The sequence below is a fragment of the Mucilaginibacter sp. SG538B genome (assembly GCF_013376065.1).
Taxonomy (GTDB): Bacteria; Bacteroidota; Bacteroidia; order Sphingobacteriales; family Sphingobacteriaceae; genus Mucilaginibacter; species Mucilaginibacter rubeus.
In genome coordinates this window covers 1,382,006-1,402,221 of record NZ_JABMJI010000002.1, presented here as the reverse complement: position 1 = coordinate 1,402,221, position 20,216 = coordinate 1,382,006, and the positions used below count along the sequence as shown (strand labels likewise).

The 20,216-nt window shown below is 41.5% G+C and carries 17 protein-coding genes and 1 tRNA gene; 7 read left to right on the top strand and 11 right to left on the bottom strand.

Annotation, left to right across the window (positions count from 1 at the left end; genetic code table 11):
* Positions 1-53: 53 nt before the first annotated feature.
* The gene (locus tag FHW88_RS15620; RefSeq protein WP_139160055.1) at positions 54-677 is read right to left on the bottom strand and encodes a hypothetical protein; all 624 of its coding nucleotides are present in this window, start codon (positions 675-677) and stop codon (positions 54-56) included.
* A gap of 259 nt (positions 678-936) precedes the next feature.
* Between FHW88_RS15620 and FHW88_RS15615 the strand changes: the two genes are divergently transcribed.
* A complete protein-coding gene (locus FHW88_RS15615; RefSeq protein ID WP_176626624.1) occupies positions 937-1,683 on the top strand; it encodes a hypothetical protein in 747 nt (248 codons plus the stop codon).
* A 27-nt stretch (positions 1,684-1,710) separates the two neighbouring features.
* On the top strand, positions 1,711-2,517 hold the full coding sequence (locus FHW88_RS15610) for a hypothetical protein (RefSeq protein ID WP_176626623.1): 807 nt from the start codon (positions 1,711-1,713) through the stop codon (positions 2,515-2,517).
* A gap of 122 nt (positions 2,518-2,639) precedes the next feature.
* On the opposite strand, the gene FHW88_RS15605 is transcribed toward FHW88_RS15610, so the two are convergent.
* The 6 genes from FHW88_RS15605 to FHW88_RS15580 form a co-directional block, all read right to left on the bottom strand.
* Positions 2,640-3,020, bottom strand: a complete 381-nt coding sequence (locus FHW88_RS15605) for a hypothetical protein (RefSeq protein ID WP_176626621.1) — start codon at positions 3,018-3,020, stop codon at positions 2,640-2,642.
* 89 nt (positions 3,021-3,109) lie between these two features.
* Positions 3,110-5,353: a CRTAC1 family protein gene (locus FHW88_RS15600; RefSeq protein ID WP_176626619.1), complete on the bottom strand. Its 2,244-nt coding sequence runs from the start codon at positions 5,351-5,353 to the stop codon at positions 3,110-3,112.
* A 142-nt stretch (positions 5,354-5,495) separates the two neighbouring features.
* On the bottom strand, positions 5,496-6,044 hold the full coding sequence (locus FHW88_RS15595) for a hypothetical protein (RefSeq protein WP_176626617.1): 549 nt from the start codon (positions 6,042-6,044) through the stop codon (positions 5,496-5,498).
* A 247-nt stretch (positions 6,045-6,291) separates the two neighbouring features.
* Complete coding sequence (locus FHW88_RS15590) at positions 6,292-7,422, bottom strand: acyltransferase family protein (protein WP_176626615.1); 1,131 nt, start codon at positions 7,420-7,422, stop codon at positions 6,292-6,294.
* 174 nt (positions 7,423-7,596) lie between these two features.
* Entirely contained in the window at positions 7,597-8,055 is a 459-nt protein-coding gene (locus tag FHW88_RS15585) for a putative quinol monooxygenase (RefSeq protein WP_176626613.1), read from the bottom strand.
* A gap of 10 nt (positions 8,056-8,065) precedes the next feature.
* Complete coding sequence (locus tag FHW88_RS15580; protein ID WP_090533744.1) at positions 8,066-9,250, bottom strand: DUF1624 domain-containing protein; 1,185 nt, start codon at positions 9,248-9,250, stop codon at positions 8,066-8,068.
* A gap of 163 nt (positions 9,251-9,413) precedes the next feature.
* Here FHW88_RS15580 and FHW88_RS15575 point away from each other — a divergent pair, with 163 nt between their 5' ends.
* The 4 genes from FHW88_RS15575 to FHW88_RS15560 all read left to right on the top strand — a co-directional run bounded on the left by FHW88_RS15575 (position 9,414) and on the right by FHW88_RS15560 (position 13,828).
* The gene (locus FHW88_RS15575; protein ID WP_176626611.1) at positions 9,414-11,864 is read left to right on the top strand and encodes an outer membrane beta-barrel protein; all 2,451 of its coding nucleotides are present in this window, start codon (positions 9,414-9,416) and stop codon (positions 11,862-11,864) included.
* Between the two features lie 433 nt (positions 11,865-12,297).
* Positions 12,298-12,873, top strand: coding sequence for a Crp/Fnr family transcriptional regulator (locus FHW88_RS15570; protein ID WP_090533738.1), 576 nt, complete (start codon positions 12,298-12,300; stop codon positions 12,871-12,873).
* 65 nt (positions 12,874-12,938) lie between these two features.
* Positions 12,939-13,343 (top strand): DUF4267 domain-containing protein, encoded by a 405-nt coding sequence (locus FHW88_RS15565; protein ID WP_176626609.1) that lies wholly within the window; start codon positions 12,939-12,941, stop codon positions 13,341-13,343.
* 8 nt (positions 13,344-13,351) lie between these two features.
* Complete coding sequence (locus FHW88_RS15560) at positions 13,352-13,828, top strand: DUF2214 family protein (RefSeq protein ID WP_090533734.1); 477 nt, start codon at positions 13,352-13,354, stop codon at positions 13,826-13,828.
* A 261-nt stretch (positions 13,829-14,089) separates the two neighbouring features.
* On the opposite strand, the gene FHW88_RS15555 is transcribed toward FHW88_RS15560, so the two are convergent.
* The 3 genes from FHW88_RS15555 to FHW88_RS15545 all read right to left on the bottom strand — a co-directional run bounded on the left by FHW88_RS15555 (position 14,090) and on the right by FHW88_RS15545 (position 16,914).
* Positions 14,090-14,941 carry an HNH endonuclease signature motif containing protein gene (locus FHW88_RS15555; protein ID WP_090533731.1) on the bottom strand — a complete coding sequence of 284 codons (852 nt, stop codon included), beginning with the start codon at positions 14,939-14,941 and terminating at the stop codon, positions 14,090-14,092.
* The gene (locus FHW88_RS15550) at positions 14,941-16,602 is read right to left on the bottom strand and encodes an AAA family ATPase (protein ID WP_176626607.1); all 1,662 of its coding nucleotides are present in this window, start codon (positions 16,600-16,602) and stop codon (positions 14,941-14,943) included. Before FHW88_RS15550 ends, FHW88_RS15555 begins: the two co-directional genes overlap by 1 nt.
* Positions 16,603-16,838: 236 nt before the next feature.
* Positions 16,839-16,914, bottom strand: a tRNA-Met gene (locus FHW88_RS15545).
* Between the two features lie 220 nt (positions 16,915-17,134).
* Between FHW88_RS15545 and FHW88_RS15540 the strand changes: the two genes are divergently transcribed.
* Positions 17,135-17,548, top strand: a complete 414-nt coding sequence (locus FHW88_RS15540; protein WP_176626605.1) for a nuclear transport factor 2 family protein — start codon at positions 17,135-17,137, stop codon at positions 17,546-17,548.
* A gap of 169 nt (positions 17,549-17,717) precedes the next feature.
* On the opposite strand, the gene FHW88_RS15535 is transcribed toward FHW88_RS15540, so the two are convergent.
* Entirely contained in the window at positions 17,718-20,141 is a 2,424-nt protein-coding gene (locus FHW88_RS15535) for an outer membrane beta-barrel protein (RefSeq protein ID WP_176626603.1), read from the bottom strand.
* Positions 20,142-20,216 lie beyond the last annotated feature (75 nt).

Sequence of the window (20,216 nt, the reverse complement as noted above, 5' to 3'; positions counted from 1 at the left end):
ATGTTAATCACGAAGGCCGTTTCGTTAAATCGACTACGATAGTTCTATATAGCTTACTTAGTATAAACAGCGAACTTTGTATTTTTAGCATTGAGCGGTGTCATCCATTTAATATCTTTTCTTTTGATCGTGCCGTTTAGTTGATCTGCAATTACCAATTGTTTTTTATTTATCAATATCGAGTCCTTATCGGAAGATATCACGATCCATCCTGTTTCATCCACCATATAAAACTTATTATCAACCTTAACCAACACATCCTGATTGCCAGCTTTTGCTGCAGATAGTTTATTATCAAATGTTCGGGCGATTTTTATCTGATCAAAATGTTCCAGCGTACTGTGATAATCCAGATCGCCAATCGCCTTGTTTACCAGTTTTGAAAAAGAGTTTGATCCTGATCCTTTATCTAACCCAAAATACATTAGCGCTTTTGTATTGCCCGGCAAACTGCCCCAATGCTCGCTTTGCATAATGTTATTATAGCCTTTTTTAATGATCTTTAACTTAAACCTCATCTCCCCATCGGCCATAAAACTAAGTGAGATCTTAAAATAGCCCCGCACATCCGTTTTTCCAAGCAGTTTTTCATCAGCCCCGAAAATACCAGCTCCTTCAATTGGCAATAAGGTTTTTGAATCAACAACGAGACCGGCGATGTCTATATTTCTTGTCATTCTGTTATATGTGTTGGCCAATAGCAGAGCCGGGATGAAAAACAGAAGTATCGCAACAAAAGACAACTTTGTTATTAAAAATTTATTCATGACAGTATTTAAGTTTAGGTGAAGATAGGAGTTTAACTAAAGAAAAAAAATACAACATAAAATATCTGTGCTGTTAATTATTATTCTTAATTTTATACTGCAAGCACCTGTAAAACAATCATGTAATACAACTACATGATATTCCTAACCATATCAATAACCGGGAAGCATGGCCAAAAAGAAAACAGCCGATAAAGACAGCATATGGAAAAGCCTGCAATTGAAGCTGGGCGTAATTACTGTTATTTTAGGTTTAATAACTACCGGGTATAATCTGATTAAGAAAGATCCGCCACCGCCGGTTAACCCTGATCTGAAGGCCAGCCTCGAAATTTCGTATATCAGCATGGTCAATGATATTTATGCCCTGGCGGGGGGTGATAGTGCTGTAAGGAAAAAGGATGCCTTTTATCTTGATTATCCCATACTCACTAATGAAATTTCAGATAAAAACCTCCAGAAAACCGACCAGCTTTTTAACGACACCACGGCTGTTGATTATGACCTGTTTATCACCTGCCTCATGATCCAGAACAAAGGCAAAGGCGATGCATCAGACATTGAACTTGACGTGAGCAAGCTCAATATTAGCCAGCCGCTTACCATAACTGAAGCCCCTCAAAGCAAAAATGATTATGACAGCCAGATCAGGGCCAAAGGCAACGCTGTGAAACAAATTATAAAACTACCTTCAAGGCTTTCAACCGGGCAAGGAATTTTAATCCCCTTATTCGTGACCTATGATAAACCAAACGCTGTTAATAAAAACAGACAATGGAAAATTGAATCGAAAACCATTTTTCTGCCGGATAATATCCACTATACAGAACCGGCGGATACCGCCCGTAAATCATTAGTAATACGAAAAATGCTGAGCCCGGTTAGGCTGGCCGAAGGGGTGCAGGGGCGCGGATAGTTCGACAATGATCAGATATTCATAAGAATGGAAAATAACGAAAACCCAGTACCGGCCAAACAACCTAAAAACAGCCTCGCCCTTATCCTGATAGTGGCTGGCAGTGTCCTGATCATCGGCAACCTGTATTTTTATGTTGCCCGGCAAAAGCGCAATACTATAAAAAGGCAACAATTAGACAGCCTTGCCAAACAATTGGATACCGCCAATGCAAAATTTGAAATTGGCTATGGCGAAATGAGCATAGCCTCATACAATAAGATGAAAGATGCTGCCGGCCAAAAGGATCACAGCCCTTTAGTTTATCCGGTAATGAAGAACGAAATAGATGATCTTATCGCTGCCGGAAGCTATCACCCCGACTATGGAATCTCTTCCACTTACCTGGAGGAATTTACATCCTTATACAAGAAAAAAAAGCTGAAGCCAATGGGTACGGCAGTTGCCTGCTTAATTATTAAACAAGTTGGAAAAGGCAAAGCAGAATCTGTAAAGCTCGACATCAACCGTTTAAAGCTTGGTGAAGTAAGTGAAATGTTTGACCCTACCGATATCAATAAATTTACAGATCCGGAACGTACAGCTAAATCTTTCCATTCTACTTCCCTGCAAATAGATCTTGGCGCAATGGATACCGGAGACGCATGGCTTATGCCCCTTTACATCAGCGACGGCTTCTTGAGATTAACAGAAGGCGGCGATCCGCCGGGATGGTCTGTTACCGCCGGGCCAATACTTCTCCCGGTTAGTTTAAATTATATCAAAAAAGATAAGCGTATTCAAAAGATCCCGCTGCAAGAAGTACTTAACCGGCCGATAGAGATACTGGATTAAGAAACAGTTGAAGTACGATATGAACTATCTGCCATGGCACTGTATGCCGGTTAAACAAATTTTATAAATAAACAGGCCGCTCTAATCACAAGAAAAGCGGCCTGTTATTTTGTTACTACTGGTTATTGTCCGCTTGTGGCGCTCCAGCCATCACCCCAGCCACTGCCACCTGCTGCTTTGCTGCCTTTCAAAAGCTTATCGTATTTTACTGTTTGTTCTTTAGTTAAAACAGCTTTGATCTTTGAGATGGTAGCTTCCCGTAATGGCTTAATATCAACCATCATTTTCGTGTTATCACCTTTATCAGCAGCTTTGATCTTTTCAAACTTATCGGATGATTCCTGGTATATCACCGCAATTTTTTCGGTTTGTTTATCAGTGAGCTTTAATTGCTTTTGCAGGTCTTTTGATTTTTCAACAGGTTTGGCACCGGGCTTGGTTTGCGCGTTGCCTGCTACAGCCAATCCAATGAACATGCAGCATAGTAATAAGAGTTTTCTCATGGTTAAGATTTATTTTAATTGTTGTTGATATAAATGTAACTATTTTGGTATAAAACCAGAGCTAATATTTTCTATTACAGAAACATGATTTAATTTGTTTTGGCTGCCATTTGCATCGGCATACAACCAGGCATGTTTTTGCTGCGGAAAATCAGTTTTGTTAACTGGGTAGTTTTGTATTGTGCATTACCCTCGGTGATATTTAAGAACTGATTGGGCGCCACATTTTTAAAGTATTGCACAGCGCTGCTGCCTGCCCATTTTATCTCAATCTCATCAATCATCTTTGCCTGGCCAATTCCTATCTCCTGCCGCAAAGGCGACGACCCAAAACTCCCGCCCGAATTAACGTCTTTATAAACAGAACGTTTAACCCCATTTTCGGTAAAAGTGAGTTTGATATGGCTTCCGATGGCTGCATTATTGGCTTTTGTGCCATTCAATTTCAGACTGATCCAATTATTATTGCTTATACCGGGGTTCATGTATAATGAACTGGTATACGAGTCGCCAATGTAAGCCCCTCCCATTTCGGCAAAAATATCCTGATGGCCGTTATTCCTCAAATCGGCAAATGCGATGCCGTGCCCCTTTTGCAAATTACCCGTACGCGATGAAGAAGTGATATCAGCAAAACGTTTACCCCCTATATTTCTGAAAAATTTGTTAGGCACAAGCGATTTAAAATCGGGGTTACCTGTACCAAAATACATATCAGGATAGCCATCGTTATCAATATCGCCAAAATTGGCCCCCATACTGTAAACTACTTTATCCAGTCCCGCCTCTTTGGTAACATTGGTAAATGTACCATTATGGTTGTTTTTATACAGGTAGATATTACCTGCTTCCGGAACGGCTTTGCCCAGGGCAGCAGCGGCACTGTAATACCCCAAAGTACGCTCAAAATGGTAATTGGCCACCATCAAATCGGGCCAGCCATCATTATTATAATCATAAAACCAGGTAGTAAAAGTCCGTTGTTTGATCTGGTCAAGGCCCGATTGTACGGTCACATCTTCAAAATCAACTCCGTCTTGGGTTTTGCCTTTATTTCTAAGCAGGTATTTGCGCCCGTCCATGGTTGAAATAAATATGTCGGCAAAGCCGTCGTTATCATAATCGGCAGACGCTACCCCTTTTACAAAAGCTTTGATGCCGCAATGGGCAGCCGTGGTTATGTTGCTGAATGTGCCATTACGGTTATTCATATATAACTGGCAGGTTGATTCATCGGCGTAGTATATCGACTCCGAATTTTCGTTACCAACAAACACGTCCAGCCAGCCATCGTTATTAAAATCGGCCCAGGTTGCGGTTTGAGTAGGGTGAAGCATAAACAAACCACTTATGGCGGTTACATCAGTAAAAGTCCCATCGCCATTGTTGCGCAATAAGGAACTTGGTTGGTTGCCGAAGCCCTTGGTGAGCCATGCGCCACGCAAAACAAAAACATCCAGTTTACCATCATTGTTATAATCCGTTTGCTGGATATTAAGCCCCCCGGTAATCCCTTTTAAACCGGCGGCTTCGGTTCGGTCACTAAACGTGCCGTCCTGGTTATTTTGAAAGTAATGCATCGGATCGCTCAGGTCCCAGCCCGATGTCATGATATCAAGATAGCCGTCGTTATTAAAATCATCAACAATGACCCCGCCTGCCCGGCCGTTGATGTTAAGGCCAAGGCTACCGGCCACATCAACAAAGGGTTTAACCTGTGCTGCAGTATCCGGGTCGGCATTAAGGCCGGGGATTAAGGCATTCCTAGGCACTTTTTGCGGATACTCGCCAAGCGTCATATAGGCTATGTTGATTAACCAGCGCGACTCATAATCATCAGGACGAAGCTTTAACAATGCTTTATACACTTCAATTGCTTTTCTTGAGCCGGTTTGGATCTTGTGTACCCCATCATCTTTAATTGGGAAGATGCACGACGAGCCGGTATGGTTAAGCATACAATTGCTCCGTTCACCCAAACGCATGTAAGCTATGGCCTGTTCAGGCAACGTTTCATCAGTCGACATGAAATCGATGTTATCCATCAGGTACTTATAAATATCAACTGATTGCTGCTCTTGTCCTGCTTTTAATAGCAGTGAGGCCTTTGAAAATAACACCTCGGGGCTTTTGCCAAGCTTTTTGGTTTTAAGCAACGAATCGCAATAAGCCAGCTTCATTTCGGGGTTAAACGGGTTTGAAATGGTATTATTCTTTTTATTTATCTGCTTCAGCACCTGGGCCATCTCCTCATTAGATGAGTTCTGGCATGATGCTATTATGGTAAAGCCGCACAGCAGCACAAGCGCGGCGGTAACTTTTTTCTTTATCATAGGATTTTTATATACCCTCGCGGATAAAATGCCAGGGCTTTTACCCGCGAGATGTGGTATTAAATTGTCAATAGAAATTTCGGACAACACGACCATGGGCATTAAACAAATGCAGGTCGGTAAATAGACTAAATGGAGAAAATCAGCAGGTTGCTTTGGGTGGTTGTTCGGGAATATCCTGATGAGAACTTACTAACGATTGCACAGGTTGTACAACGTTTTCAGGCAATGGCACTACAGGGCAGTAAAATTCAAATTGCGCAAATGAAAGGCTTACATTATCCTTTAAAACCATTTTGCCAAAGGGCACATGCTCTTTGGGAGAAACAGGAGCCCCCTTTATTCCTTTTGCATCAAGCACATTGCTATCGGCAAAGCGGGTAGTTTTATAATTAGGAATGCACATCAGGTGAAGGGCACTCCTCGTCAATCGCATTTTTACGTAATTGTAGGTGGCGTTTCCAAATGTAATATGCCCCGATATATTTTCAAAAGCTCGCCAATCATGAATAGCAGGTAAGTTAACCGGGATAGTTACTTCGGTAAGGTCATTTACATTATACAAGCCTTTCCCAACCTGTTCATTAAAAAACCGGTCCGATTTATAAACCAGGTATTGGTGCAAAGCCAGCTGTCCGCCAATGTTAAGCAGGTAAATATTGAGCAATATTAAAGCGATGGTCTTTTTCAAAGGTTTACAATTATCTAAAGATGAGATTTATAAACGATATTTTCAAGACTTATTTATGCCCATTTAATTTATTATTAAAATCATATAATATCAATGCATAAATCGACTTACACGGTCGGCGCTTCGCCGGACCAGCCGCTTTACCCTTCGGGTGAGAAGGAAAAAGAATCCCCTCTTTGCGCTTGCGTAGAGAGGGGCGACGAGCATAGCAATCCCGGGTTGAGTTAATACCCATCCTACCCTAATATTATTTAGGCCTTTTCAGCAGAAAACGATTCTTTAACCACTCCCTAACAGGTTCATCATAGAGCTTGAGGCAGGCGTAGGCGATGGCGATACTCGCTACAAAAAGGCCCAAACCTACAAGCAGCCCTTCTGTCATAGGGATCTTATTATTTGTTACCCAGGCTGTATGAAAATAAATGAGAGGATAATGGGTGATATAAAGCGGGTACGACAGATCACCTATAAATTTGCAAACCCTTACTGAACTTTTACTCTTTAACGTTCCACCGGCGCCGATAGCCACAATTAACGGAAAAACGATAATAATACAAAACGACTCATACAAACCATTCATCCATAAATGTTCGGGCCCTCCTATCCGCGGCACGCATAAAACGGCAATGATTAGAGCACTGCAAACCGTAAATGCGCTTTTAACATGAATGAGCTTACCCATGCGGCACAGCAACATCCCCGCAAAAAAGGGATAAAGCAACCGCGTGAAGCCAATATAGAGTTGTGTTTTATTAACCGACCATCCGCCAATTACATCACCCTGCGGTCCCATTACTGTATAATGGATCAGCAAACAGGCCGATGCAAACACCAATATGGCCAGCAGCGTTTTGGAGAACTTGCGGATCACCAGCGCGTAAAGAATATTAGCGATATATTCAAAAAACAGCGACCAGGCCGGGCCATCCAACGGGTGCATTTCCTGCCAGCCGCGGATATCCATAGAAGGCAGTATCGGTATCAGCGTACAACCAACCAGCATTACCAACAACATTTTCCAAACCGGCGTGTCATGAATAAGCGGAAACACTGCACCGCTTTGCGAGTAAAAAAACAAGGCGCCAATAATTGATCCGGCAATAACCATGGGCTGCAGGCGAATGAGACGGCGCTTATAAAAATCCCATGGGGTCATTTTGCCCCAGCGGTCGTCATAGGCGTAAGCGACTACAAAGCCCGAGAGCAGAAAAAAGAAATCGACCGCCAGGTAACCGTGGTTTATTATTTGATTAAAACGGTTGCCGGAATAAGTTTCAAAAACATGAAAAGCCACTACAAAAAGGGATGCCACACCGCGCAATCCGTCAAGAATTTGATAATGACCTTTTGATTCAAGGTACGTAGGGTTTTTACTCATCAGCAGGAAAAAACAAGTATAATAAATTGGTTAACTCAGCTTCAATAATGCGCAATGCGAACCGGGCGCAATACCATGGCTAAATATCCTTTAATTTATCGGCAAGTCAAAACCCGAAGCTGGGAAAAAAGAAAAGCACCCCGGCAGCCTGAACAAGATTTACGACGTAACGCGCTATAAGCGCGGTTTAGCGGCAAGCACTATCGGAACAGTTTCCACAAGCTCAAGCGATTTAACCATATCTTTTGTGGTGCTTTTGTATTTTTTAAAATGAGCCGTTTGCAAATGGGCCTGGTATGCGGCGGCATCGGCATAGATCTCAAAAACCGTGACCCGGGTTGGATTATTCTTTTCAGCCACTGCGTATAGCGTTAAAACTCCCGGCTCAACGCGTACGGCGGTTTCGGCATGCTCTTTAAGCGCGGCCATATAATTCTGCAATTGAGCAGAATCAATTACAAGTTTGGCTATGCGTACCACATTGTTTTTATCCTGGGCGGTGGCACTATGTGGCGAAGATATCGATAACATAAAAATTATTAAAACTGATAGCAACCCGCTGCCAAAAGCTGGTATCCATGCTGTGCGGGTATGTTTTCCTGTTGGTTCTGAAATTTCATTTATAGCTTCCATTTTTTACTTTTTATAAATAACTCAACCACCATTTTCCTTTGTTGGCCTGTTTGTAATCATCATAGCGCTTGCATAAAGGATATAAAGCCATTACTATTCCAATCCAAACAAGATACGCAACCGGTAATGAAAACCCGTAGCCCTTCAGGTTTGTTGTAAACCAGATAGGTTGTTTCAGGAACCAGATCTTCCAGTCCTGCCCGGGCGTAAGCGCTGATGCGATAATTGCTATCAGGTGGATTATATAAATATGAATAAGGTAATAAAACATGGGCACCCTGCCATATACCGAAACTACTTTTACAACAGCTCCTTTTGATTTTTCGGTGAATGACAGGAACAGAAAGGCCGCACCCAGCGTCAACAGCAGGTACAACAACGATGGCGGATATTTATTTACCTTAATAAATGACAGGATGGTAAATAATGTATTTTTCTGTACGCTCCATTTCACCGGATCTCCATATAGGTTGGTATAACGTAATACAATAAACAAAGCAATACAAGTGGCGCCGGCTATCCATAAGTTTCGTTGCCTTTTGCCAACCTCATAGCCCGCCGTATACCATCCGCCTAAACAATAACCTAATGACATAACCGCCATTAGAGGTACAATGGGATACCCAACCAATAAAATTTCCTTATGCCAGGTAAAAAACTGCTGGTCATGAAGCAGCGACCAGCCAAAAGCCGGCAAAGTGCTGCCCGGCACATGAACGCCGTCTAAAAGATTATGCCCCAATATGATTATAACGCTAATGCCCAGGATCAATTTTTTAGGCAGATGGATCAATGCCGCCAGTATGATCATGCTTAAGCCCAGCGCCCATATAGTAATAAAGAAAAACATGGGAAATGTGATATTGAAGTTCCAGCCGAAGTTAACCACGAACATTTCGAGAAATATAAGCCACAATCCCCGTTTTACCAGGAATATGGATAACTCTCTTTTAGTTTTCTTTTGCCCGATGAGGTATGCCGATGTTCCGGCAAGCAGCATAAATATCGGGGCGCAAAAATGAGTGATCCACCGGGTGAAAAACAATATGCCGCTTGTTTTTGTAAGGTCAAGCGGATCATAAAAAAATGATCCGGAGTATAAATAGTCCCTCACATGATCAAGGGCCATAATAATCATGATAGTACCCCGGAGAAAGTCAATAGACGTTATCCGGTTTTTTATAATTGCGCTCATTCAGGTTTTTGAAGATGAAGGTACTATTTATATAGATAAATTTTAACGAATGCGTATTTCTTGACATTGGCATTAAGAGCACAATCCATTTTTCGATGCATGATGTATCTTTCCAGTTACCATTTTAATGTAACTTTTTTAACTAAAATGATGTCTTGTAGTTATGAAATTACTCCAGGCATTCTTTTTAACCTTATTCACATTGCTTCTGTCCGCCATTGCCGATGCGCAAACCGGAGGCGGTAAAATTTCGGGGATAGTTTTAGATGACGCTAAAAAACCGCTCGATGGTGCAACCGTAACCTTACTTATCGCAAAAGATTCGACGGTTGTAAGTACGCTGCTTACCCGTCCGGATGGCAGTTTTGCCTTTCAAAATTTAAAAGATGATACTTACCTGGTTAAGGCAACCTATATGGGCTATAAAAATTACCGAAGCGGTCATGTAGTGCTCAACCAGCAACAACCGGTTAACTTACCGACATTCATTTTATCGTTAGCAGGCAAAACGTTGAATGAGGTAGCTATAACCGGTAAAAAATCTTATGTTCAGCAAAAAATTGACCGCACGATAGTTAACGTAGGCGCGTTGATATCCAATACCGGCGCCAATGCTTTGGAAGTGCTGTCGAAAACGCCCGGTGTGCAAATAGATGCTGATGGCAATATTACTTTTAAGGGGAAAAGCGGGGTGCTGGTAATGATTGATGATAAACCAACTTATCTTTCGGCTGCAAACCTGGCCACGTACCTGCGTTCTTTACCATCTTCGTCTTTGGACCAGATAGAGCTGATGGATAATCCGCCGGCTAAGTATGATGCGGCAGGTAACGCGGGCGTAATCAATATCAAAACTAAGAAAAACACCACCCGGGGATTTAATGCGGTAGTGTCTGCTGATTACGCGCTGGGTTTTTATTACCGTAATAATGAAAGCATCAACCTTAATTACCGTATCGACAAAGTTAACCTTTTTGCTAACCTTGCTTATAATAAACAAAGAACCTACCGGAGGCTTGAAATTGACCGCGATTATTTTGATATGAACGGAGACCAAACCTCCTCGCTAAAAGATATTTCCTATTTCAGACCGGCAAGCAACAATACCAATATTAAAACCGGGATGGATTATTATGCATCACCGAAAACAACCTGGGGAGTGGTGTTTACCGGCACCTTATCGCACGACCATGACAGCAGCCCTGTAAACAGTTTATTATATGGTAAAAACGGTGAATTAGATTCAACAATTAATACCCTCAATACTTCCAAAAACAGCTTTAAAAGCGGAGGCATCAACCTAAATTACACCCATAAATTTGATAGTGCCGGCAGGGCGCTCACATTCGACCTGGATTATATCCGCAATGTATCGGGCAGTAACCAGTTGTTTGTAAATAATACCTTTTTGCCCGATGGCTCTTTAACAAACTCAACCACGTTGAGCGATAATTTACCTGCTACTATCAATATCTACTCTGCAAAAGCTGATTATTCCCATCCACTCAAAGGCAAGGCAAAGCTGGAGGCCGGCTTTAAGAGCAGCTATGTAAATACGGATAATGCCGCCAATTACTTTAATGTAATTAATAACGTAAGCACTATTGATTATAACAACACTAACCGTTTTTTATATAAAGAGAATATAAATGCCGCCTATGTTAATTTCAATAAAAAATTAGGCCGCTTCGCATTACAAACCGGCTTGCGGTTAGAGAACACCAATGGCAAGGGGCATCAATTGGGTAATGTTCAAAGGGCCGACTCGTCTTTTGCTAATCATTATACAAACCTGTTTCCAACCGCGTATTTTTCCTACAACCTCGATACGGCAGGACATAAAGTATTGGTTATTTCTTACGGTCGCCGGATAGGCCGGCCGAATTATGGGAGCTTAAACCCCTTTACCTTTTTTGTAGACAAGTTTACCTACTTTTCAGGCAACCCTTTCCTGAAACCACAGTTTACCGATAATTATAAGCTGGCCTATAGTTTCAAAAGCCTGTTTACCGTTGCGGTTGCATACAATTATACCACCGATGTTCAAAATGAAACCATTCACAAAAATGGCAACGTATTCATCAGCACCACCGGTAACATAGGGCAACGGAAAACACTGGATTTTTCTGTCAATACCAATCTTCAGCCAACCAAATGGTGGTCGGTTAATTTATATGCCGAGGTATATAATAACACCTACCAGGGCATGTTTTACTCTGGCTACCTCCATCAATCTCAAAGCACATTTAGCGGCAATGGCAATAACCAATTCACCTTATCAAAAACCTGGAGTGCCGAATTAAGCGGCTTTTATGATAGCGGCGGCACTTACGGCCAGTTTGTTACGATACCCAAAGGCATGCTCAATGCCGCTATTCAGAAAAAAATATTGAATAACAAAGGTTCAATCAAATTAAATGCACGGGATATCTTTCACTCGTTTCGCCCAAGCGGTACCATTACCAATATTGAGGGAGCACATGCAACCTTCCATAATTTTTTAGATACCCGGGTGGTAACCCTTGCCTTTAACTATAGCTTCGGCAAATTAACAAACGTCCCTAAAAAGCGTGATACCGGCGGTGCGGATAGTGAACAAAACAGGGCGCATTAGTTTCAATACTGCCCGGAAATTAACAAGCGCAGCATATTCTGATCCTGTTAAAAATCATGCTTATTTGCAGAGCGTTTTATTTTACCAAAAAGATAATAAAGAGCCAGGGCAAGCATAGTCCAGTAGAATGCGAACCCGATAAGAAAAAACGGGGGCGGCGTATCCGGCTCTTGCCTTAAAAAGTTAATAAAAGGTATCAAGGGCCCTATCAAAACAACTTTAACAGGTAATAAAATTATGGAAACCACATTCCTCCAGCCTGTTTCTGATCCTGTTCCCTGGAAAGACTCGCCATTCCCGGGAAAGAGCCTCATTTCCGATAAAGCAAGAGCATTAGTGATAAATTGAAAGGCAAACGCAGAAACGAGGAAGAGCATAACAAACTTTGTTCTTGAAGTTTGAGTTTAACGATACTGTAATTTAATTTAGCTCAATGGAGTTGTTAATAGAAAAAATTAAAAGTTATGTCCCGCTCTCTTTCGATGACGAAGGTATAGCGCGCACTTTATTTCACAAGAAAACTCTTAAAAAGGGCGAGCATCTGCTTAAAGCAGGCGATATTTGCCGCTACGTTGTTTTTATCGAAACCGGGCTTGTGAGATATTATATTAACAATGATGGAGTAGAACAAACCAATTACTTTAACAAAGAAAACGAGTTTGTATGCGACTATATAAGTTTCCTGCCCCAAACTCCCTCGTACGTTAATATACAGGCACTGGAGGATACCACTATCTGGGTGATCAGTTACGTTGGTATGCAGCAATTTTATAATGAGGTAAAAGCAGGCGAAAGATTTGGCCGCCTGGCAATAGAACAGGTATTTGTAAGTGTAATCAGCCAGATAGGTTCTTTATATACCGATTCGCCCGAAACAAGGTATGCGAAGTTCTTAAGTGAGTATGCCGATATTGCACAGCGTATTCCTCAATACTATATAGCCTCCTATGTAGGTATTAAACCACAATCGTTAAGCCGTATCCGTAAACGGATCTGGGATAAGCATTAATTAACCTGGGTGAATGGATGGAAGATTTCCATTGCCCAATTTTGTACTGTTAAAAATAACAGTACATGAAAACAATACACGAAACACAGCAATGGGGCATCCGGTCGGCATCCTTTTGGATGATCCTGTTCATTGCAGTGGGCATCATTTTTATTGGTGTCCGCTTTATAATAAACCCTGCGGCCGGCGCTATAGGCTACGGTATTCCCACCATTAATAACGATGATTTACCATTTGGAAGAATAAAAGGCATCCGCGACATTTTTTCGGGAGTGGTCCTGCTACCCCTTTTATTGTTGCGTATGCGCAGGGCAACAGCCTGGGTATTTACATCAGCAATAACTGTTCCGGCAGCCGACTTCCTCATTGTGCTTTCAACAAACGGCCCATCGGATATTTCTCACTTAATGATCCATGGGTTAACCGCAGTTTATATGGCTATCACCAGTTTTTTATTATTTAAATCTTAATTAATTTTATGAATTCCTACACGCTTTTACAAATATGCCTCTTTATGCACCTTACCGGTCTCACGCTAATGGCGGGAACCGATATTGTTGAGTTTGTTGCGTTCAGAAGCATTTTAAAAACCTATCAAACTAATAAAGATGCCGCAGTACACCAAATTGGTATACTATCCAGATTTTCCGTTTTACTACTTATCGGCGGTATATTATTAGTACTTTCAGGAATAGGTTTCCTGATTATTACGCATAATGCCTTCGGCAATCAGCTATGGTTTAAAATTAAGATGATATTTGTACTTGGGCTTGTGCTTAACGGCATGTTAATGGGGCAAAAGAGCGGGAACGGGCTTAAACAAAGTTTGACAACAGGCAACAATGTGAAAGCCCAGCAGGTTGAAGATGCTATCCGTACTATGATCAGGTTTCATTTTATACAGCTTTGCATCTTCTTTATTGTGGTGCTAATGGCCGTTTTTAAGTTTAATTAAGTTGGAAAGTTGCGCCTTCATGCAAAAACAAAAGCCTCAAATCTTTCGACTCGAGGCTTTTGACTTTTTTCTGGTAGCGGGAACAGGACTAATGTCGAACCTTGTGAATGATCTCGAAGCAATATTTAGATTCATGTAGAGCGCCTATTATCAGCATGATACAAACACCTTGATTGAGCGTAAAAAAACAGATGGCATTTTTAGGAAGCGACAGGAATAGAATATTTACAAATACCAAAGTAGACCAAAGATGTTCTCCTTTTATACAGTCAAAGCCAGCGGTACAAAAAAACCGCCGTTGTAAAAAAGCCGATTTTCAGAAAGATTTGTAAGTAATGCAGTCCGCCAATGATTAATCCCGAACTGCCGCTGTAATTGGCGTGCGTTCCCTTGAAGGAATTTTTGAGCCGCAACCTCGCCCCCGCTGTTGAAGGAGTCTGCCAAACCAAAAGCAAATGAAGACATATAATCATTAACCGTCTTCGCCAGCCGGCTATTTAGACCCACGCGTTGTGTTTGAAAACTTAATTGGCCATACAGTTCGGCATTTAATTCTGGTATGGCACGTAGTTCAAAATTCACCTCTAAGGCGTTGTTGGTAATTTTGGTAACCGCGAAAAAGAATTGGACATCTTCTGGCACATCGTCATAATAAAAATGAATAAACCGTTCAGCTGGATCATCACCAGTGACGGCACGTTTTTTATTATTGCATTTATGACAATAAGGAACAAGATTGCTGGAATAAACAGCCAAAGCCTTAAAAACAGATTTTGGCAAATGATGATCAAGCTCGTCCGCTGGCAATATGCCGCAACATGGACATAACCCCGCATTAACTAATAGCCGGTTTCGTAAATCCTCTAAACGATTATTCAGCTGCACTTCGCCATAACCTGCTTCAATGGCTTCTGCCAAACCTATGGTTAAACCAGCGCCTAACAACTTATTATTTGAGACACCTTTAAGCGTTTCATAATTGTCGTAAATTTCCTGAACAATGATTTTATCCGCTGCGGATAAAGGAAACTTGGCTTTCCCATTTTTCAGAGTCAGGGCTGTTTCCAGTTCGTCCAGTGCCGCTTTGTTATCAGGTAATTTTAATTTCCACATTACTTAGCGTACAATTTGGTTAAAATATAGGCCCTGGCCTGCATACTTAATTCCTGGTCGAATATTTTCTCTATCTCTATAATCAATTCGTCGGGGTCGGGCTCCAGAACCCACGAAGTTAAGGCTCCAATAACTTTATCCAGCGTTAAATGATAGTCCGTTATTTCAGAGGAAAGGCCGAAAGCAGTAGCGGTGATTAAACCAATATTTTCTCCAAAAGTCTGAATCTCTGGATGACCGCAGACCAAAGCACTACCCTCACGCCTAACGACGAAAACGTGCCGCTTTAAAGTCTCCTGTAAAACCACTGGTGAATGAGTGGCCACTATCATGAAAGAATTCCGTCTTTCCAATACATGGCGGATCGCCTGCATCAAAACCGCTAAAATGGGTGGGTGCAAATGCGTCTCCGGTTCATCAAACAATAGTAAGGAGCGGAGCGTAGTTAATGCCACGATGGAGGAAAGCGCATGAAATACGAATTTATGCCCGGTACTTAGCTCCATAAAAAAAGCAAAGTTTTCATCCCGCCCCTTTGCCAAAAAGTCAATTTCCGCAATCGTGTGCATAGAAGTTTCCCCGGCCAGGATTTCCATTACTTCCGGGAATAATTCGATCTGTTCAGTCGTACTAATAATGTCCAGGTTTTTGCAAAACTCCTCCGCCAATGTTCGGACGGGTTTTAAAAAAGAATTTTCATGCCTATCTTTTATAATATCCTCTGGCAGTAACTTGCCGTTGTGCCGGGTTTTGAGATTGGGCAAAATATCTTCCAATTCCTTGACTATATCTCTGATGCCACAAAATATATAACGGCCCAAACCCTCCTTCAATTCCTGAACGATCAACTCCTTTTCATTAATATAAATGCCTGGTACCTGGAAACTGTCAAACGCACTGTAAGCTAAATTTATAATTCGGGGAAAACCCAAACCTGCCGGCGAGATGACACCAACCTGTTGCAATGATTTATCGCTACGGTCACTGGCGGAAGCAAAAGCGATCCTTGAAATTTTCGCAAGTAAAGTACTTTTTCCGGAACCGTTTCGCCCAATGATAACCGCGATACGGTTTGGCAAGTGTTTACTATTCCAACCATAGGTTGGGGAATTAAAATCAAACGTTATGGGTTCTGCTAAATCGGGGATTTTAAAATCAAATTGCAGATCAAGGCTTAGTAACTTATTAAAGTCCCGCGAGATCAATAACGGTGCAATGGAGAAGATATCGTCTTTCCGGTTTACAAACCGAAGCAAGGATTTTTCAAACCCCGGCTCCTTATTTAACCCCTCTTCCATATCTGGAAATATTACAATGTCCCGCAACGCAATAAATAAATCATTGCGCAAGTCCTTATCCAACTGGGCAATTCTCTCGTAATAATCCAGCGATTGACCTAAGGAACAAAACCCGTCATCCAACTGTTTCAAGCCGCCTAAGGGAATCAGATAACTTTCCCTTTCCTGCTGGCCCTCCTTCAAAATCTTCAGATGGCCGATCAAAGTATTTTTTCCGCTTTCAGAATGCCTGCCAGATAAATGTAAATAATACGAAGTGCGGTAATGATAGTCGTCCCAATCATCCCGTTCTAAATAAAAGGAAGGCTCCTGACTATAGCTATATAATTTATTATTAGCCCATTCAATAACTTCGATAAACATGATAGGAGGTTTAGAAAGCACTGTTCTATTTTAGCAAGGATAAATATTGTTATTCAAATTCACAAAATATTAAAAACTAATCGTAAACCCTATCGCATTAAAACATTATCAGCCAAAGTCGTTTGTCTGCCGGTCAGCCGACAGATATGAGTCTAACGAGCTACCAACACAGATCAATATAGCTTAAAAAAACAAAAGCCTAAAATCTTTCGACTCAAGGCTTTTGACTTTTTTTCTGGTAGCGGGAACAGGACTCGAACCTATGACCTTCGGGTTATGAGCCCGACGAGCTACCAACTGCTCCATCCCGCACTGTTTTGATAGTGCAAATGTACGATAAGTTATCACATCTGTTTGTCACAAATGGTGGTATACTGTTAATAACTACTTAACATGCTATCACCTAACTCATTAATTTCGTTGACATAAGTCAATTTCTTTCTTACTATAAGTCAATGTGTGGCGTTTGGGTACTTTGCACCTTTGTGATACCCCGACCGATGAACGGACAGGATCATAAAATTTCAAAGAAATGAAAACCGCTAAAGAATTATTGCTCAACTATCTTGAGCAGATCAATAACCCCGATGCAGCTATTGAACTTTTTGCCGACGACGCAGTGTTCGAGCTTCCCTACTTTGCAAGTTTAGGTTTACCCTGGCAATGGAAAGGCCGGGAAGTAATATATAATTTCCTTAAAAACCTGCCCAAAACATTCGGCAACTTTAAATTTCAAAACATCAGGATCCATATTGATACACCTGACCAGGCCTTTGGCGAATATGATGTGAACGCTATAGTCAATTCAACCGGTCGGGTTTATCCGCAAACCTATATGGGACGCGTGGTTGCCGAAAATGGTAAGATCAAGCTCATCCGCGAAGCGCTGGATATGGTTGTAGTGGCCAAAGGAATGTTTCCTGACGGGCTGGCACACTTAGCTTAAAGCTACTTACGAGCCTGGGCCCTTTTATAAAAATTACGCTTTAACCATACCTCTCTTTGTTGTTCAAACCCGCTTTTCTTAAGTTATTACAAAAAAAATGTTTTGACCAACGTTAAAAAGGCCTTAACTAAAATTGTTGAGGCCTTTGCAATAATCAGATACGCTATCATCAATTAGCTACGTCATTATTTTCGATCCCTGTTTTGTTTTTATTGATTCTGTCTTTTAAGCCGCCAAAATTGTAGTTTAAGCTGATGCTGAATGACCTGTAATAGTTCATGCTTTGGTAGGTTTGATTAAATTGAGGACCAAATGTTTTGCTTACACTGTTGCGGTATTTGGTAAACGGATTTTTGATCCCCCCAGAGATACTGAACTTATTTTTTACAATATCCTTGTTGAAATTGAACGCGCTGTAAAAAAAGCCGTTGGTGTGTCCCTGTAAACCTGTAGGATTGCGGCTATTTATACCCAAATCGGCATTCAGGCCCCAGCCATGGTTCAGGCGTACTACGTTTGATAGCGTAGCCCCATACATCAGCACGTTATTGTTCACTACTTTCCCACCGGCCTGGCCCTGCAGCCACAAGTACATCATATTACCATTGAGGCTTACGTTGTAAATTTTAGTTACAGGATAACTAAGGTTAAAATTAACGCCCGCACTGCTGGCCTTGCCTGTATTAGCATAGGTAACTCGTGTAACCTGGGTAGCCCGATCAAAATTAACTACCTGCAAATCGAGGTTGTTCATGAACGAATAGTCGAGCCCGATGTTTACTGATAATTTTTTATTGCTGCCATACCCAAGCTGGATATCGTTCAATAAAACAGGTCTCAGGTTGGGGTTACCGGTAACTTCATAATTAGGGTTTGAGCGGTCAACATAAGGGTTAAGCCTGTTGATTCCCGGCCTCCTGATCCTTTGTGAAAAACCGAAGTTGATACTGCTTTCGTCTTTAAATCTTTTACTTACCGAAACAGAAGGAACAATGTTAAAATAGTTTTGATCGGCCACAGATGCTGTACTTATGAAATTGGCACGGATCACAGTTTCTTCAACCCGTACACCGGCATTGATATTCCAGCTGTTTAAAGCCAATTGATAGGAGTTATAAGCGCCAAATACATTTTGGGTATTGGTAAATGCGTTTGACTGCGCTGCATCATGCTCATATAAACCGGTTGTTTCATTTAATGAGCTATAGCTAAAATCGCTGCTGTTATTCCTGAATATAGCTTTAATGCCGGCATCAATGGTCATTTTATTTACCGGGGTAACAAAATCAACTTGTACAGTGTGTTCTTTAAATTTTTGTTTATCGCTTTGTTGAAAATTGGCGCCTGGGAAATTTACCCGGTCAAAAAATTGAACGTCGCCATTTTTGTTATTTGTGTTGCTGCTGTACATATATGAAAATGTAAGCAGCCTGTTTTTAACTCCCTTAAAGCCCAATTCATAATTGATCCCGGCATCAATGCCATGGCTGGCGGCTTTATTATTGTTTTGAAAACGGTATTGTTCAGGCTGACTATCGCCGGTTAGCAGGGACGACTGCCCGTTATGATCGGTTACACGGCTGCCGTTATAATTGAACTGGGCGGTTAACAAATTCAGTGTATCTATCTGCAGACTTAATTCGGTGCCGAAATAAGCGGTTTTATTATTTGAACGCTGATAACCGTTTTGCGCCAGTGTTGTACCGGCAGCATCAACACGTTTGTTGGTATTATAGGTTTGCGGCGAATTGTTGATGCTGCCACCGCCAAAAGCAGAAACACCAAACTTGCCTTTTTTAGCCGTAACAGAACCTCCGATGCCGGGGCCACCTGCAGGCAAGCTTTCATTGATATTTACAGAACCATTGATACCATCGTTGATTTTTTTGCTGGTGATGATGTTAATGATGCCCGCCAAACCTTCGGCATCATATTTTGATGGCGGTGTGGTGATCACCTCAATCCGCTCAATGGTTGATGCCGGGATGCTTTTTAAAACGGCTTTAAGGTTGCTTTCCAAGCTGCCGGAGGGCTTACCGTTAATAAGCACTTTAAAGCTTGAATTTCCTTTAAGCAGTAAATTATCATCCCCATCTAATGACAGGTAAGGAATTTTCCTCATCATGCTTAGTACATTATTTCCCTTACTTTCAGGATCCGCCTTCAGGTCGTAAATTATCCTGTCGGCCTTTTGCCTGATAACCGGTCTTTCGGCGGTTATGGCAACCTCTTTCAGGTTGGTCATTACATCACTCAAATAAACCGGTTTTAGCATCAGTGTTTGCTGTTGATGTGTAAGATCGAGGGCTATTGTTTTTGAACTGTAGCCAATAGCGTTAATCGACAGCGAATAGTTTGACGGTTGTACCGAAGCAAAACTGAAGAAGCCATCGTCTTTAGTAACAGCAACCATAATGGTTTCATTGGCAGCATTCTTTAGTCGTACGGTTATCAATGACAAAGGCGCTTTGGTTACCGAATCAACAATATCCCCTTTTACCTGCACCGCGGTTTGGCTATAACTATTGAGGTTATAAGTGATTAACACAGCTATCATCATGATTAACCGTATTGCTATTTGTTTAGTTTTCATATTTGTGAGGGTGTTAGATTTTGGTTGATTTTTTAGGCAAAAGGATTCCCGGAGAGAATCTCCCTCTTTAAAATT

Coding starts and splice junctions, on each gene's coding strand:
- FHW88_RS15575 (WP_176626611.1), top strand. CDS start 9,414: ATGAAATTACTCCAGGCATTCTTTTTAACCTTATTCACATTGCTTCTG.
- FHW88_RS15565 (WP_176626609.1), top strand. CDS start 12,939: ATGAAAACAATACACGAAACACAGCAATGGGGCATCCGGTCGGCATCC.
- FHW88_RS15580 (WP_090533744.1), bottom strand. CDS start 9,250: ATGAGCGCAATTATAAAAAACCGGATAACGTCTATTGACTTTCTCCGG.
- FHW88_RS15540 (WP_176626605.1), top strand. CDS start 17,135: ATGAAAACCGCTAAAGAATTATTGCTCAACTATCTTGAGCAGATCAAT.
- FHW88_RS15560 (WP_090533734.1), top strand. CDS start 13,352: ATGAATTCCTACACGCTTTTACAAATATGCCTCTTTATGCACCTTACC.
- FHW88_RS15620 (WP_139160055.1), bottom strand. CDS start 677: ATGACAAGAAATATAGACATCGCCGGTCTCGTTGTTGATTCAAAAACC.
- FHW88_RS15590 (WP_176626615.1), bottom strand. CDS start 7,422: ATGAGTAAAAACCCTACGTACCTTGAATCAAAAGGTCATTATCAAATT.
- FHW88_RS15535 (WP_176626603.1), bottom strand. CDS start 20,141: ATGAAAACTAAACAAATAGCAATACGGTTAATCATGATGATAGCTGTG.
- FHW88_RS15610 (WP_176626623.1), top strand. CDS start 1,711: ATGGAAAATAACGAAAACCCAGTACCGGCCAAACAACCTAAAAACAGC.
- FHW88_RS15585 (WP_176626613.1), bottom strand. CDS start 8,055: ATGGAAGCTATAAATGAAATTTCAGAACCAACAGGAAAACATACCCGC.
- FHW88_RS15615 (WP_176626624.1), top strand. CDS start 937: ATGGCCAAAAAGAAAACAGCCGATAAAGACAGCATATGGAAAAGCCTG.
- FHW88_RS15555 (WP_090533731.1), bottom strand. CDS start 14,941: ATGTGGAAATTAAAATTACCTGATAACAAAGCGGCACTGGACGAACTG.
- FHW88_RS15605 (WP_176626621.1), bottom strand. CDS start 3,020: ATGAGAAAACTCTTATTACTATGCTGCATGTTCATTGGATTGGCTGTA.
- FHW88_RS15570 (WP_090533738.1), top strand. CDS start 12,298: ATGGAGTTGTTAATAGAAAAAATTAAAAGTTATGTCCCGCTCTCTTTC.
- FHW88_RS15550 (WP_176626607.1), bottom strand. CDS start 16,602: ATGTTTATCGAAGTTATTGAATGGGCTAATAATAAATTATATAGCTAT.
- FHW88_RS15600 (WP_176626619.1), bottom strand. CDS start 5,353: ATGATAAAGAAAAAAGTTACCGCCGCGCTTGTGCTGCTGTGCGGCTTT.